Below are 15,673 nucleotides of genomic sequence, written 5' to 3'. Positions count from 1 at the left end.
CTCAAGAGGTATCATGACGATTACGTCAGGGCCTGCGGGCCCCAGCCCTCTATCCCTTCAGGAAACTTCATGTCATACCCATCGCGCGTCAAGATTGTGGAGGTCGGCCCCCGGGACGGCTTGCAGAACGAAAAAGAATTCATCCCCACCGACGTCAAGGTCGAGCTGGTCAACCGTTTGTCTCATGCTGGCTTTGTGAATGTGGAAGCAGCTTCTTTTGTGTCGCCCAAATGGGTACCGCAAATGGCCGACGGCGCCGAGTTGATGGCAATGATCGACCGTCGCCCCGGCACGATTTATTCCGTCCTGACCCCCAATATGCGTGGTTTTGAAGGTGCCCTAGCCGCCAAGGCGGACGAAGTGGTGATCTTCGCCGCCGCCAGCGAGGCATTTTCCCAGCGCAACATCAATTGCAGCATCGAAGAATCGCTGGAGCGCTTTGCCCCCGTTGCCCAGGCTGCCAAAGAAGCCGGTTTGCGTTTGCGCGGCTCCATCAGTTGTTCTTTCGGTTGTCCCTATGAAGGTGCGGTAGCCCCGTCCAACGTACTGAAAGTCGGCAAGCGCCTGATTGAACTGGGCTGTGACGAGATCGACGTGGCCGACACCATCGGCGTAGGCACGGCCCGCCAGGTTTATGACCTTATGCGCATGGTGACCGAGCACATAGACCCAGCTCATGTGTCCGGCCACTTCCACGACACCTACGGCCAGGCCATTGCCAATATCGTCGCGTCCATGCAGGCTGGCATTCATATTTTCCACAGCTCCGTGGCCGGTCTGGGCGGCTGTCCCTACGCCAAGGGCGCAACCGGCAACGTCGCGACTGAAGATGTACTGTTCCTGATGCAAGGCCTGGATATTGAGACCGGCATTGATCTGAACGCCGTGGTAGAGACGGGACAATGGATTTCGGCTCACCTGAAGCGTAAATCGGCCAGCAATGCCGGTAACGCCCTGGCCGCCCGCAAGCAAGGGGCCGCCGCGTGCTGATGAGCCAAGCCCCCACCAAAGAGGAAATTGACGCCCTGTTAAGCGACCTGGGCCAGCTTCCCATTCAAGGCCGCTCCTGGCCCAAATGGGTCGCTGCCAGTGCCTGGGTCGTGCTGGCCCTGATCGGGGTGCGGTTTGCCTTGGTCGCCGGCTCTCCGCAAGGGGCGGCTATCAGCCCCGTGCTGGCGGGCAGTCTGGTACTGCTGTTTACCGGCCTGATTCTGATTGCCTGGCACATGTGGCATGGGGTCACCACAATTGACCAGACCGGCATACGCCAGAGCTGGATCATGAAGCGGCAAGTGCAATGGCAGGACATCCACTTTGCCAAATTTGTGCCGCTGTTCAACTCCAAGCGTCTGATCTGCTTTACCCGACGTGGTCGTCCCGTGATTTTTCAAGGTGCCACACAGGATCTGCAAGTAGCCTTTGCCAAGATTTCCCTGGTGTTGAGGCGCAAGAATTAGGTCTTCCGGTTTGCTCCGTAAGGCTTGGCATATTGGGGCAAACAATCCAGCACGTCTTCCATACGAAAGCCGTGCGCAGCAGTTAGACAGACCAGGTATGGCCGTGTTCCACCCCACGACGATACCTACACCACCAGTCCCCGGGGCAGCGCACACCATCCGGGGACCAAGAGCAAAACGCACAGCAACGTCATAGCCCCCAGACCCATCAGTCAATAAAAAAGCAGCTCTCAAAGAGAGCTGCTTTTTGCATATCGTGAACCCCGAAAGGATTAACGAATAGGCAGACCGTAAATCAGGCCACCGTCGATCCACAGGGCATTGAGGCCGCGTTCGATCTGCAGCGGGCTGCCTTTACCCACGTTACGCTCGAAAGACTCGCCGTAATTACCGACTTGCTTGATGATGTTGTAAGCCCATTTTTCGTCCAGGCCCAGGTTCTTGCCGGCACCTGGCGTCACCCCAAGCAGACGCTGAATGTTGGGATTGTCGCTTTTGAGTTTTTCATCCACGTTGGCGGCCGTCACACCCAACTCTTCGGCATTGAAGCTGGCTTGCAGGGACCATTTCACAATGTTCAGCCAAGCATCGTCGCCCTGACGAACGAAGGGACCCAAAGGCTCTTTGGAAATGATTTCTGGCAGAACCAGATAATCGTCCGGGTTCTCCATTTTGGAGATGCGAATCGACGCCAGACCGGAGGCGTCAGTGGAAAACACGTCACAACGACCCGCCACAAAAGCATTGACCACTTCGTTGAACTGTTCGATCACGACTGGCTTGTAGTCAACCTTGTTGGCACGTGCCCAATCGGCCATCGTATTTTCGTTGGACGTGCCAGTCTGCATGCAAACGGTAGCGCCGTTCAGTTCCTTGGCACTGGTCACGCCCAGCTTCTTGGACACCAGAAAACCCTGGCCATCGTAAAAGTTGATGCCGGCATGAATGGCACCGAGCGCCGTGTCACGCTGCTGGGTCACGGTGGTATTACGGGCCAGAAGATCAATTTCGCCCGATTGCAAGGCTGTGAAGCGCTGCTGGGAGTTCAAAGGCACCGCCTTGAACTTGCTGGCATCACCCAAGGTGGCCGCCGCCACCGAACGACATACGTCAATATCCAGGCCCGTCCAGGTCCCCTTGTCATCGGGGGCCGAAAACCCGGCAAAACCGGTGGTCACGCCACACAGCACGTGGCCGCGCTGTTGGACATTGTCCAAGGTGGCTGCCTGGGCAGCAGGCAGGCTGGCCATCAAGGCCAGGACAACAGCAGAAACTGGCACAAAGCGCATCGGGCTCTCCTCAAAAGATATAGGTATTGGCTATTTTCCTGAAATAGTACCGCAGCCCGAACGCTACTTGTGTGCATATCTATATGGCAAATTAATCGTAGCTGCGTTGGTCCTCGATGACTTTACCATCCCTTGGCAGGGCGCCAGGTGCCATAAACTCCACCTGGGCGCGCAGTTTGGTGATCTCACGGATCGAATCCGCCAAGGCGCTTTCCAGCCCGTCGGGCTGTGCGCTCACTTCCACCTGAAACACCATCTGATCCTGGCCACTGGCCCCGCGTACCACCAGACGGGCTTGCCCCAATTCTTTGTGCCGCATACGAATCTGCTCCACCTGCCCCGGATGCACAAACATGCCCCGCACCTTGGTAGTCTGATCCGCACGCCCCATCCAGCCGCGAATACGCTGATTGGTGCGGCCGCAGGGGGATTGTCCAGGCAACACGGCAGACAGGTCCCCCGTCCCGAAGCGCACCAGCGGATAGTCGGGATTGAAAGAAGTCACCACGACCTCGCCCACTTCACCCGGGGCCACCGGCTGTCCCGTGCCAGGACGCACAATTTCCAGGATCAGGTTTTCATTCAACACCAAGCCTTCGCGAGCCTGGGTTTCGTAGGCGATCATGCCCAGATCTGCACTGCCATAAGCCTGGTAGCCTGCCACCCCTTGCTCGCTGAACCACTTTTGCAACGACGGCGGATAGGCCTCACCTGAAAACAAAGCCTTGCTCAGACCCGGCAAGGCAATTTGCATGGCCTGGGCTTTTTCCATGATGATTTTCAGAAAACTGGGTGTGCCGGTGTAGCCATGAGGGCGCAAATCGGCCATAGCCTGCACCTGCTGCTCGGTTTGGCCCACCCCACCGGGAAATACAGTGCAATCGAGTGCATGCGCGGCCGTTTCCATCATGGAACCTGCCGGAGTGAAGTGATAAGAAAAACAATTGAAAATCAGTTCTTCACGCCGAAAACCTGCCGCATACAGGGCACGCGCGAAACCCCAATAGTCCGAGCGGCGGCTTTCAGGTTCGTACATGGGGCCGGGCGAGGCAAACACCTTGCGGGCCGCTCCCCAGGAGATGGAGGAAAAGCCCCCAAAGACAGCCTGCGCGTAAGCGGCCGAAGACTGCCCGGCCCGTGCCTGCTCCCGAGCCTGAAGCTGGGCCTGCAACAACTCACTTTTACGAAACACCGGGATGGCCAGCAGATCCTCGCGGCTGCGCACGGCCGCCAGCTCCACGCCCTCCAGTTGCCTGGCAATGGCAGGGGCGCCCTGGGCTGCCGCCTGCAACACCTGCGGCAAACGGGTCATCAAATCGGCTTCGCGCTCGTCCGGTTCCAGGGTCTCGCGCTCATCGTAATACTCGCTCATTTCTCCTCCAGTGGGATGAATTGGCATCCCAACACGCTGCGCCAAACCAATCTGCTGTCCACAGACAAAGGCGTGTCAATGCCAAGCTCCGCAGCCACACCTTGTGCAGCCAGAAGCAGCCCAAAACTCAAAACGTCAAAAGGCCAAGGGCGGCACCTCATGTGCATCCCGGTGGCAGGTCTTTCCCTGTGCTGATCCTGCTGCTGTTCAGTACAGGCCAGACCCGGCTGATACATGGAAATTCCTGGGCGTTACGCCAGCCAGCGCTTGCGACGCCGGTAAAATTTATTGTCGCGAAAGCTCTTGCGCTCTCCTCCTGACACACCCAGGTAAAACTCCTTGACGTCCTCGTTCTCGGCCAGCGCCTGCGACGGTCCGTCCATCATGACCCGGCCGTTTTCCAGGATGTAGCCATAGTCAGCATATTTCAGGGCCACGTTGGTGTTTTGCTCGGCCAGCAGGAAACTGACTCGCTCGCGCTGATTCAGATCCCGCACAATCTCGAAAATTTCTTCCACCACCTGCGGTGCGAGTCCCATGGACGGTTCGTCCAGCAAAATCATGCCCGGATCGGCCATCAAGGCGCGGCCAATGGCACACATTTGCTGCTCACCGCCAGAGGTATAGCCAGCCTGACTGGCACGGCGCTGCTTGAGTCGCGGAAAATACTGGTAGACCTTGTCCAGCTCGGCGCTCAGGTCGCCACGCGACAAGGAGCGGGTATAGGCCCCCGTCAATAAATTTTCTTCAATGCTCAAGTGCGCGAAACAATGACGCCCTTCCATCACCTGCACCACGCCGCGCTTGACCAGATCGGCCGGCGTCAGCTGATCAATACGCTCACCACGCAGATGGATCTGGCCTTTGGTCACATCGCCGCGCTCGGCGCGCAGCAAATTTGATACGGCCCGCAAGGTCGTGGTTTTACCGGCACCGTTGGCGCCCAGCAAGGCAACAATCCGCCCCTCCGGCACCCGCAAGGACACGCCCTTGAGCACCAAAATGACGTGGTTGTAAATCACTTCGATGCCATTGACGTCCAGCAGGGCGGGCGTCTCATCCACTTGGCCTACGGTCTCACTCATAATCTTCCCCACGCAATGCAGTGCCCAGGGCGAACCCTGGGCGCCTGGGTTTAGCCTTCGCAGTTGCGAGGCGTAATTTTCTTCTCGGCGGCGTACTTGGCCGACATTTCCTTGACTAGCGGATCGACAAATTTCTTGTCGGACTGATACCAGTCGGACACGACTTCAAATTTGTTGCCATCCCACTGCACAATACGCGCCCAGTCGTCACCCATGTGATTGCTGCATGAGGTTTTGATGGGGCGCATGATGCCCTCAAAGCCCAGCTCTTTCAGACGCGCCTCGTCCAGGTTCAGGTTTTCAAAACCCCAGCGCACTTGCTCGGGGGTCATGTGTTTGCCTTTGCCGAACTTTTCCTGAGCCGCGCGGATTGCTTCGACCTGCATCATGGAGATCATCATGCCGCGAGTGTGGGCCAGCGTACCCACGTACTTGTCGCCGTTTTCAGCGCCTTTGCCCTTGGCATGCATCTCGCGCACCGCATCATGCACCGGACCATCGGCAGCACTGTTGTGGATGGTAATGCCCTTGTATCCCTTGGCAGTCTGGCCCAGATCGACCACATCGCTCTCGGAGGCAGCCCACCAGATGCCGTAGATCTTGTCGCGGGGGTAACCCACGGCCTGCGCTTCACGGATGGCGGTAGGCGTCATGATCCCGGCGCTCCACAGCAAAACGAAATCAGGACGGTTCTTGCGCACCTGCAGCCAGGTGGACTTCTGCTCCACGCCAGGCGCTGTCACCGGGTACAGATCCAATTTAAAGCCTTGCTCTTTGGCACGAGCCTGCAACAGCGCAATCGGCTCTTTGCCGTAAGGCGAGTCGTGATAGACCAGGGCAATACGCTGATCTTTCAGCTTGTCCTCACCCACTTGCTTGGCAATGTCCTGAATCATGACGTCCGCCGCGGTCCAGTACGTACCCAGCAAGGGGAAGTTCCACTCAAACACCGCCCCGTTGGCCGAGTGCGACAGGCCGTAGCCCATGGTCTCAATGGGCACCCCATCCACAAAGGCCTTGTCAGTCAAGGCGAAGGTAATGCCCGTAGACTGCGTGTCAAAACCCGATGCCCCGCCATTCTTGCCTTTCATGCGCTCGTAGCACTCCACGCCGCGGTCGGTGGCGTACGCGGTCTCACATTCCTCGTACACCAGCTTGACGCCATTGACACCGCCATCGCGTTCATTGACCAAAGCCAGATAGTCCAGCTTGCCGTCCGCCCACGGGATACCCAATGGCGCAAAGGAGCCGGTGCGGTAGGTCAGCAGTGGAACGTACTGTTCCTCGGCTGCCACAGCGGCTGTACTCATGGTCAGCATTGCAGCGCAAGCACTCAAACCGAGCACAGCGCGTTTCAGTCGTGTTGTCATCTCCTGGTCCTCCGATAAGTACCATGTGTCTGAATACCCCGTCCCGATGGGCGGGGCTGTTGTTGTAATGAACTGCCTACCTGCTGTTAATGGGGGAAGGGCCACAAACGCAGCTTTTCCTTACCAATACTCCAGAGTCGAGCCAAACCGTGCGGCTCCACAATCAAGAAAAACACAATCAGGGCACCGAACACCATGTGCTCAATGTGCGAAGCGGTATCCACCCCAATGGACACACCAAACCAGTGCGGCACGTTGGTCAACAGCACCGGCAGCAAAACCATGAAGGCAGCGCCGAAGAAACTGCCCACAATCGAGCCCAGTCCACCGATGATGACAATGAACAGCAGTTGCAGGGAACGATTCAGGTCAAAGGCCAGCGGCTCCCAGGAACCCAGGTGGATAAAGGCCCACAGGGCACCGGCAACACCGATGATGAAAGAGCTGACGGCAAAGGCGGTGAGCTTGGCATAGACCGGACGGATACCAATGACCTCGGCCGCCACATCCATGTCACGGATTGCCATCCATTGGCGGCCAATCGCGCCACGCACCAGGTTCTTGGCCAACAGGGCAAACACCACCACGAAGATCAGCACAAACAAGTACTTTTGCATGGGGGTTTGAACCGGCAAACCAAAGGCACTCAAGGCAGGTACCGACACGTTGCCCGAAGGCGAATAGTTCGTGAAAAAGGCAATGCGAAGGAAAGCCCAATCCACAAAGAACTGTGCGGCCAGTGTCGTGACAGCCAGGTACAAGCCACGGATACGCAAGCTGGGGATGCCAAAGGCCACGCCCACCAGAGTGGCAAACACGCCACCCAGCAGGATTTGCAACACCAGCGGCAACTCCGGAATACGGACGCCAAAGTTCCAGGCGGCATATGCCCCCACGGCCATGAAGGCGCCCGAACCAATCGAGATCTGGCCGCAATAGCCCACCAGGATGTTCAGGCCAATGGCTGCCAGAGACAGGATCAGAAAGGGGATCAGAATGGCTTGCAGGAAGTAGTTGGATGCCATGGCAGGCACCACCAGGAATGCCACCAGCAACAAGCCCAACACCACATAGCGATCCTGGCGGATGGGGAAAATCTGCTGGTCAGCCCGATAGCTGCTTTTGAACTGACCATTTTCGCGGTAAATCATATCGACTCCACCTCAGACGCGATCAATAATCTTCTCGCCGAACAGACCTTGTGGTCGGAACAGCAGGAACACCAGGGCCAGCACATAAGCGAACCAGATCTCGATGCCGCCGCCCACATAAGGGCCCAGGTACACCTCGGACACCTTCTCGCCCACACCGATAATCAGGCCACCCACAATGGCGCCAGGCACCGAAGTCAGGCCACCCAGAATCACCACCGGCAAGGCGCGCAGCGCAGCGGTCGACAAGGTGAACTGCACCCCATATTTGGAGCCCCAGATAATCCCGGCGACCAGGGCCACCAAACCGGCTACGGTCCAGACCACAACCCAGATACGGTTCAGGGGAATACCGATTGACTGCGCCGCCTGGTGATCGTCTGCCACCGCCCGCAGGGCACGGCCCACGCTGGTGTATTGGAAGAAGATGGCCAGGGCCACCACCAGCAAGGCCGCCACTACGGCCGAGCTCAGGTCTTCCAGACTGACCAGCACACCACCTTCAAACACGGACTCCAGGATGAACGCCGGGTCTTTGGGCATCCCCACATCGATGGAGTACACCGAACTGCCAAACACGATCTGGCCCAGGCCATCGAGCAGGTAGCTGATGCCGATCGTGGCCATCAACAAGGTCGTGCCTTCCTGATTGACCAGGTAACGCAACACCCAACGCTCGATGACGACAGCCAGCACAAACATCAAGATGGCCGAGACAATAAAGGCCAGCACATTGCCCAATAAGCCGGGCTCCATACCCAGCCACTGTGGAATCCACTGCGACAGACGGGCCATGGCCAGAGCGGCCACCAGCACCATAGCGCCCTGTGCAAAGTTAAAGACACCCGATGCTTTGAAGATCAGGACAAAGCCCAGCGCGACCAGGGCGTACAACATCCCGCTCATCAAGCCGCCCAACAAGGTTTCAAGAAAAAATGCCATGTCCGTTCCCCTCAATGGCCAGCGCCAAGATAGGCGCGGATGACGTCCGGGTTCTGCCGCACTTCGTCCGGTACCCCATCACCAATCTTCTTGCCATAGTCCAGGACCACCACGCGGTCCGAAATATCCATGACCACGCCCATATCGTGTTCAATCAACACAATCGTGGTGCCGTACTCTTCGTTCACGTCCAGAATGAAGCGGCACATATCCTGCTTTTCTTCGATGTTCATGCCCGCCATGGGCTCATCAAGCAGCAGAATGCTCGGTTGCATTGCCAGGGCGCGCCCCAGATCCACCCGTTTTTGCAGGCCATACGGCAGTCGCCCCACCGGCGTTTTGCGGTAGGCCTGGATCTCCAGAAAATCGATGATGCCTTCCACGTATTCACGGTTGCGAATCTCTTCACGCTCGGCCGCCCCCAGACGCAAGGCCTGAGCAAACACACCGCTTTTCATGTGCAGGTTGCGACCCGTCATGATGTTGTCCAGCACACTCATGCCCTTGAACAGGGCCAGGTTCTGAAAGGTGCGGGCAATACCCTGCTCGGCGGTGTGACGCGAGTTCATGCGGGCATAACTCTGGTCGCGTAAAACAATCTCGCCTTGTTGTGGCGCATACACGCCATTGATGACGTTCAGCATGGAGCTTTTGCCGGCTCCGTTCGGACCAATGATGGAGCGAATCTCGTGTTCACGAATGTTGAACGAGATGTCGGTCAAGGCTTTCACCCCACCAAAGGACAAGGAAATATTTTTCAAATCCAGTATCACCGGGCCTATGCGACGGCCCGCCACTTGCGCCTCACTCATCATGCGCTCCTTGCTGCTGCGTCTGTCATGCGCTCAATGTGCAGGTCTGCCGAAATGCGACCGCTGCGCCCATCCTCGAACTTCACTTCTGTCTCCACAAACTGCCGGTCCAGTCCATTGAACAGGGCATCGACCAGCACCTTGTATTTTTGAGCAATAAAGCCCCGGCGTACTTTACGGGTACGGGTGAGCTCATCGTCATCGGGGTCCAGTTCCTTATGCAGAATCAGAAAGGCGCTGATGCGCGATCCCGCCAGTTTGGGGTCGCTGGCCAGATCCTCGTTCACCTGCGCCACGCAGTCACGAATCAAGGCATAGACCTCGGGTTTGCCAGCCAGATCGGTATAGCCGGCATAAGGCAGATTGCGGCGCTCGGCCCAGTTGCCCACGGCTTCCAGATCAATATTGATGAAGGCACAGACCTCTTTCTGGCCGTCACCAAACGCCACCGCCTCTTTGATAAAGGGAAAGAACTTGAGCTTGTTCTCGATGTACTTGGGCGCGAACAGGGAGCCGTCGGCCAATTTGCCCACATCCTTGGCGCGGTCGATGATCTTTAGCTGACCATCGGTATCCAGATACCCCGCATCCCCCGTGTGATACCAGCCATCTTCGGTAAAGGATTCGGCGGTGGACTCAGGATTGCGGTAGTACTCCTTGAACAGTCCGGGGCTGCGCACCTGAATCTCGCCGTTATCGGCCACGCGGATTTCCACCCCTTTCACAGGTGGGCCTACGGTGTCGGCCCGCACATGACCATCTTCCTGCACGCACACGAAAACAGACGTCTCGGTAGCGCCATAGAGCTGCTTCAGGTTGATGCCGATGGAACGATAAAAATCAAACAGATCCGGGCCAATCGCCTCGCCAGCGGTGTAGGCAACGCGCACGCGGCTCATGCCCAGGGCATTGCGCAAGGGGCCGTAGATCAGGATATTGCCCAGGCCATAGCACAGCCGGTCCCACAGGCCCACACCGGGTCGTTTGTCCAGAATCTTCACGCCCACGCGTTGAGCCAAGGCCATAAAACGCCTGTACAGTCCGCGTTTGAGGGCGCTGGCATCTTCCATGCGAATCGTGACTTGCGTCAGCAAGCCCTCCAGCACGCGTGGCGGCGCAAAATAATAGGTGGGGCCAATATCATGCAGGTCTATGGACACGGTTTCGGGCGACTCCGGGTGATTCACCGTAAAGCCTGTCACCAGAAACTGCGTGTAGGAAAACATGTTCTGCCCGATCCAGGCAGGGGGGAGATACGCCAGGACTTCCTCGGCATCGGTCAGCGATTCCAGCTCCTGAATGGCCAGCCCGCGATCAATCAGGGCCGCATGCGTAAGAACCACACCCTTGGGCTTGCCGGTGGTGCCGGAGGTGTAGAACATGGCGGCTGCATGATCCGGAGCAATCGCTTTCCAGATGCGGCGTACGCAATCGGGATCATGCGTCAGTTGCAAACGCCCCTGCTCCATGACCTGCTCGATGTATTGCAGTTGCTCTTGCTGATAGTTACGCAAACCGCGCGGGTCGTCATAGATCAGCGCGTCCAGGTCCGGGCATTGATCCCAGACTTCCAGCAACTTGTCGACCTGCTCCTGATCCTCGACCACCGCCACACGTATGCTGGCATCCAGCAAGACGTGCAGCATCTCCTGAGCCACTGCATCCTGATACAGCGGCACGGGTACGGCGCCCAGCATCTGCGCCGCCATCATGGCCAGGTAAAGGCGCGGGCGATTCTCACCAATCACCGCGACATGCTGACCGTCTTTGACACCCAGCCCGGCCAGGCCCGCAGCCAGTTGCTCGGCCTGTTCGGCTAGCTCCCGCCACGTCCAGGTCTGCCAGATTCCCAGGTCTTTTTCGCGCATGGCGACTTTGTCGCCACGCACCTGGGCATGGTGTTCTATCCAGGCTGGGAAGGTGCCGGGTAAACCCGCTACCTGCTCTTTATCCATCCGCACAACCATGTCTCCTCCGAATTTTCCCGGCTTGTTATGGTCCAGGAGGCTGCTTATGATTGCGGCAGAAGGCACATGTTATGCCTTCACGCTATTTGCAGCCTGTTATTAATCAAGTTATCGGCTGCCCGTCCCGAAGATTGTCACGGACATGACATTCGACCTTTATCGAGGGTTAATCCTCATGCATGTTGTAGATGCTTTATCCGAGCGAGCCGCCTGGTTTCGCCTGTTGACGCCGGAGCTGCAAGAGCGAGTGCGCCGCGACACGCTCATTACCGCCTACGAGGCCGGAGCCATCGTCGAACGCAAGGGAGAGCGCGCCACAGCCTGGATTGGTGTGCTCTCGGGTTTGCTCAAGGTGTCGGTCGGAAACTCTGAAGGCAAGATCGCCTCCATGACCGGGGTGCCAGCCGGCGGCTGGATAGGGGAAGGCTCCTTGCTGAAAAACGAAGAGCGCAAATACGATGTGGTGGCCTTGCGCGACAGCCAGGTGGCCCGCTTGCCCATGCACAGTTTCAACGATTTGCTGGACCAGAGCATTGCTTTCAACCGCTACCTCCTGCATCAGCTCAATGAACGTGTGGCGCAATTTATCGGCAAGGCTGAGTACAACAGCCTGTCTACGCCCGATGCCCGCGTGGCACGTTGTCTGGCAGAGCTGTTCAATCCACTGCTCTACCCCGGAAAAGGTCTGCGCCTGGACATCACCCAGGAAGAGATCGGCTATCTGGCGCGGGTGTCGCGCCAACGGGCCAACCAGGCCCTGCGTCAGCTGGAAAACGAAGGGCTGTTACTGATCAAGTATGGGGGCGTCCAGGTTCTGGACCTGGACGGCCTGAAACGTTACGGCGATGAATATGCCGCCTGATGATGCGGTCGCCTCCGACCGCATTCCGGTCAGTCCAGGCGGATGTCGGCCCGTTTGATCACGGCGGCCCAGTCGGCACGCTCGCGCTCGGCATAAGCCCGGAACTCATCGGACGTCATCGGCATGGGCTCCACGCCCATATCGCGAATACGCTGAGCCAGTTCAGGCGTTTTCAGAGCCTGCATCAGGTCCTGGCTCAAGCGTTCACGCGCGTCCTCAGCCATCTTGGGAGGGCCTACCAGTCCTTGCCAGGCGTAGGCGTAGAAATCGGCAATCCCGGCCTCGGCCATGGTCGGCACCTGCGGCATCAGACTGCTGCGCTCGGGAGTGGCAAGCGCCAGCACCCGCAGTTTGCCCGCCTTTATATGAGAGAGCGCGGCAGCGGAATCCACAAAGGACATATCCACCTGACCGCCCAACAGATCCTGAATGGCCGGCGCGGCTCCTTTGTAGGGCACATGCACGATTTTGCTGTCCGTGCGTTGCTTGAACATTTCGAGGGCCAGATGGTGGGGCGAGCCACTGCCTGCAGATGAGGCGGTCAGTTTTTCAGGCTGGGCGCGAACCGCTTCCAGGAGCTCGGCCACCGTTTTGTACGGAGACTCTTGCGGGACTGCCAGCATCAAGGGAAAGCGGGCCAGGCCACCCACGTAGGTAAACGCGGCGGGATCGTACTGCAGTTTGCTGTACAAGGAGGAATTAAAGGCCAGCGTGCCCGAATCGGCCGTACCCACGGTATAGCCATCCGGCTTGGCATTGCTGACGTAGGTTGCGCCAATAATGGTGGCAGCCCCCGGTTTGTTTTCCACAATCAGTGTCTGTCCAAGGCTGCTTTCCAACTGTTTGGCGACCAGCCGGGCTATCACGTCAGAACCGCCCCCTGCGGGATAGGGTACGACCCAGGTCACTGCCGACTGAGGCCAGTTCGCTGCCAACGCCGTTCCGGTCAGGGTGGCGCCCAGCAACAGCACACCGGCTCCAAATTTTTTCCAATGCATGATGTCTCCTCTGTGCATGCAGGCAGCGCTTTTGGCGCCGCTTTTTTTTAAGTTTTAAGCATCCCGTCCGGGATGCGCAGAGACATTATGCGCGGAGCGCCTCACCCAGGGCATTAGTAACGATGCGGATATCGATCAGCCATAGTCACGTGCGCCAAACAGGGCCGAGCCAAGCCGGACTTCGGTAGAACCTTCCTGAATCGCCAGTTCGAAATCTCCGCTCATGCCCATGGACAGGCCTTGCACCTGTTCATAGCCCAATTCCACCAGACGGTCACGCCACTGGCGCAACTGTGCGAAACAGGCGCGCACGGCCTGCGGATCATCGCTATTGACGGCCATGGTCATCAAGCCGCGCACCTTCAAGGTGTCCAGTGAGCGCAGGGATTGCATGAACGCAGGCAGCTCTTGCGGTGCCAGACCAAACTTGCTGGGCTCGGGCGAGGTCTTGACCTGAATCAGCACATCCAGGCTGCGCTGTTCGGTTTGCAGGTGTCTATCCAGGGCCTGAGCCAGCGACAAACGGTCCAAAGATTGCACTTCGCTGGCCAAACGAGCGATATCTTTGGCCTTATTGCTTTGCAGATGGCCTATCATCACCCACTGGACCGCGCGATCGGCCAGCTCTGCCTGCTTGTCCCGAATCTCCTGAACCTTGTTCTCCCCCATTCGCGACAAGCCCAAATCCAGGGCCTGGGCCAGCACGGGCGCAGGAAAGGTTTTGCTTACCGGCAACAGAGCCACCGCATTGGCAGGGCGGCCAGCCTGCAGGCAAGCCTGTTCGATACGCTGGCGCAGCTGCGCCAGCCGACCTGAAAGGGAAGAGTCAGAAAAAGCCATCAATGCACACGCATCCAGAGAAAATCATTGCAAACGCTGCAAACACAACAGCGGCCATTTCCGATAGCATAACTGTTACACACGGCCATCGCTAAGCCCATCGACCGCGTGTTTGCCCCGTTGCACGTCTGTATGCCATTGGCGTCTTCACGGTGTACTCGCATCCCGTTTCCCCAACCTTATCGAGGAGCTCATGACAGATCGTCCCACCCATGCTTTGCCGTCATACCTGAACGCCGACGACGTCGGCCCGTGGGGTATTTATCTCGAACAAGTGGAGCGAGTCACACCGTATCTGGGCAAACTGTCCCGATGGGTTGAAACACTCAAGCGTCCCAAGCGCACACTGATTGTCGATGTCCCCATTGAACTGGATAACGGCACCGTGGCTCATTTTGAGGGCTACCGCGTTCAGCACAATACTTCCCGTGGCCCTGGCAAGGGCGGCGTGCGCTATCACCAGGACGTGACCTTGTCCGAAGTGATGGCCCTGGCTGCCTGGATGTCGATCAAATCGGCTGCCGTGAATCTGCCATTTGGCGGTGCCAAGGGCGGTATTCGTATTGACCCGCGCAACTACTCCCAGGCCGAACTGGAGCGCATCACCCGCCGCTACACCAGCGAGATCGGCGTGATCATCGGCCCCAACAAGGACATTCCCGCTCCGGACGTCAACACCAACGCCCAGACCATGGCCTGGATGATGGACACCTATTCCATGAACGTGGGCGGCACCAGCACAGGGGTGGTCACCGGCAAGCCCGTGTCCCTGGGCGGCAGCCTGGGCCGGGTGGAAGCCACCGGGCGCGGCGTATTTACCGTAGGCTGCGAAGCGGCCCGTGATGCCGGCATCGACCTGAACGGCGCACGCGTCATTGTGCAAGGCTTCGGTAATGTGGGCGGCACTGCGGCGCGTCTGTTCCAGGAAGCCGGCGCCAAGGTGCTGGCCGTACAGGACCACACCGGCACCGTGTACAACCCCAACGGCCTGGATGTACTGGCCTTGCTGAACCACATGGAACAGCACAAGGGTCTGGCCGGCGCTCCCAACGCGGAGGCCATCGCCAATGAAGACTTCTGGCACATTGAAACCGATCTGCTGATTCCGGCTGCCCTGGAAGGCCAGATCAACAAGCACAATGCCGACCGCATTCGCGCCCGCATTGTGATCGAGGGTGCCAATGGCCCCACCACCCCCGAAGCCGACGACATTCTGAACAGCAAGGGCGTGACCATTGTGCCGGACGTGGTCGCCAACGCCGGTGGTGTCACCGTGTCCTATTTCGAGTGGGTCCAGGACTTCTCCAGCTTCTTCTGGACCGAGGACGAGATCAACAACCGTCTGGAAATGATGATGCGCTCGGCCTACACCACCGTGGCGGCGGTCGCCAAGGAGCACAACGTCACCTTGCGCACGGCTGCCTTTATCGTGGGTTGCGCCCGCATTCTGGAATCTCGTCAGGTACGCGGCCTGTATCCTTAAGCTTGTAAGGCGGCATACCCGGTTTATGCCGCTTTTTATGAGCAA

At 58.3% G+C, this 15,673-nt stretch carries 14 protein-coding genes; 4 read left to right on the top strand and 10 right to left on the bottom strand.

The window, feature by feature from the left end:
- Positions 1-69: 69 nt before the first annotated feature.
- Positions 70-990: a hydroxymethylglutaryl-CoA lyase gene (locus ACOZ42_RS01065; protein WP_003804832.1), complete on the top strand. Its 921-nt coding sequence runs from the start codon at positions 70-72 to the stop codon at positions 988-990.
- Complete coding sequence (locus tag ACOZ42_RS01060) at positions 990-1,457, top strand: hypothetical protein (protein ID WP_426345435.1); 468 nt, start codon at positions 990-992, stop codon at positions 1,455-1,457. Before ACOZ42_RS01065 ends, ACOZ42_RS01060 begins: the two co-directional genes overlap by 1 nt.
- A gap of 272 nt (positions 1,458-1,729) precedes the next feature.
- Here the strand turns inward: ACOZ42_RS01060 and ACOZ42_RS01055 are convergent, their stop codons facing one another.
- From ACOZ42_RS01055 to ACOZ42_RS01020, 8 genes are all read right to left on the bottom strand, one after another.
- On the bottom strand, positions 1,730-2,746 hold the full coding sequence (locus ACOZ42_RS01055; protein ID WP_219235444.1) for an amino acid ABC transporter substrate-binding protein: 1,017 nt from the start codon (positions 2,744-2,746) through the stop codon (positions 1,730-1,732).
- A gap of 91 nt (positions 2,747-2,837) precedes the next feature.
- The gene (locus tag ACOZ42_RS01050; protein ID WP_426345434.1) at positions 2,838-4,118 is read right to left on the bottom strand and encodes a phenylacetate--CoA ligase family protein; all 1,281 of its coding nucleotides are present in this window, start codon (positions 4,116-4,118) and stop codon (positions 2,838-2,840) included.
- 251 nt (positions 4,119-4,369) lie between these two features.
- Positions 4,370-5,203 carry an ABC transporter ATP-binding protein gene (locus tag ACOZ42_RS01045; RefSeq protein ID WP_003804844.1) on the bottom strand — a complete coding sequence of 278 codons (834 nt, stop codon included), beginning with the start codon at positions 5,201-5,203 and terminating at the stop codon, positions 4,370-4,372.
- Positions 5,204-5,253: 50 nt separating this feature from the next.
- Positions 5,254-6,522, bottom strand: coding sequence for an ABC transporter substrate-binding protein (locus ACOZ42_RS01040; RefSeq protein WP_003804846.1), 1,269 nt, complete (start codon positions 6,520-6,522; stop codon positions 5,254-5,256).
- A 137-nt stretch (positions 6,523-6,659) separates the two neighbouring features.
- Entirely contained in the window at positions 6,660-7,724 is a 1,065-nt protein-coding gene (locus ACOZ42_RS01035; RefSeq protein ID WP_003804848.1) for a branched-chain amino acid ABC transporter permease, read from the bottom strand.
- Between the two features lie 12 nt (positions 7,725-7,736).
- Positions 7,737-8,666 (bottom strand): branched-chain amino acid ABC transporter permease, encoded by a 930-nt coding sequence (locus ACOZ42_RS01030; protein WP_003804849.1) that lies wholly within the window; start codon positions 8,664-8,666, stop codon positions 7,737-7,739.
- A gap of 11 nt (positions 8,667-8,677) precedes the next feature.
- Entirely contained in the window at positions 8,678-9,478 is an 801-nt protein-coding gene (locus ACOZ42_RS01025; protein WP_003804850.1) for an ABC transporter ATP-binding protein, read from the bottom strand.
- Complete coding sequence (locus ACOZ42_RS01020; RefSeq protein ID WP_059318360.1) at positions 9,478-11,445, bottom strand: AMP-dependent synthetase/ligase; 1,968 nt, start codon at positions 11,443-11,445, stop codon at positions 9,478-9,480. The genes ACOZ42_RS01025 and ACOZ42_RS01020 overlap by 1 nt, the downstream gene beginning before the upstream one ends.
- 175 nt (positions 11,446-11,620) lie before the next feature.
- Between ACOZ42_RS01020 and ACOZ42_RS01015 the strand changes: the two genes are divergently transcribed.
- Positions 11,621-12,307 carry a Crp/Fnr family transcriptional regulator gene (locus tag ACOZ42_RS01015; RefSeq protein WP_059318361.1) on the top strand — a complete coding sequence of 229 codons (687 nt, stop codon included), beginning with the start codon at positions 11,621-11,623 and terminating at the stop codon, positions 12,305-12,307.
- Positions 12,308-12,336: 29 nt separating this feature from the next.
- Here ACOZ42_RS01015 and ACOZ42_RS01010 read toward each other — a convergent pair whose 3' ends face one another.
- Both ACOZ42_RS01010 and ACOZ42_RS01005 read right to left on the bottom strand, forming a co-directional pair.
- Positions 12,337-13,305, bottom strand: a complete 969-nt coding sequence (locus ACOZ42_RS01010; RefSeq protein WP_003804856.1) for a Bug family tripartite tricarboxylate transporter substrate binding protein — start codon at positions 13,303-13,305, stop codon at positions 12,337-12,339.
- Positions 13,306-13,440: 135 nt separating this feature from the next.
- Positions 13,441-14,145, bottom strand: coding sequence for a YggS family pyridoxal phosphate-dependent enzyme (locus ACOZ42_RS01005; protein ID WP_039944033.1), 705 nt, complete (start codon positions 14,143-14,145; stop codon positions 13,441-13,443).
- 193 nt (positions 14,146-14,338) lie between these two features.
- Between ACOZ42_RS01005 and ACOZ42_RS01000 the strand changes: the two genes are divergently transcribed.
- On the top strand, positions 14,339-15,628 hold the full coding sequence (locus ACOZ42_RS01000; RefSeq protein WP_003804860.1) for a Glu/Leu/Phe/Val family dehydrogenase: 1,290 nt from the start codon (positions 14,339-14,341) through the stop codon (positions 15,626-15,628).
- The last annotated feature ends 45 nt before the right edge of the window (positions 15,629-15,673 follow it).

The sequence above is a fragment of the Alcaligenes sp. HNGD-HTN06 genome (assembly GCF_049932565.1).
Classification (GTDB): domain Bacteria; phylum Pseudomonadota; class Gammaproteobacteria; order Burkholderiales; family Burkholderiaceae_B; genus Alcaligenes; species Alcaligenes ammonioxydans.
This window is presented reverse-complemented; position numbering and strand designations above follow the sequence as displayed.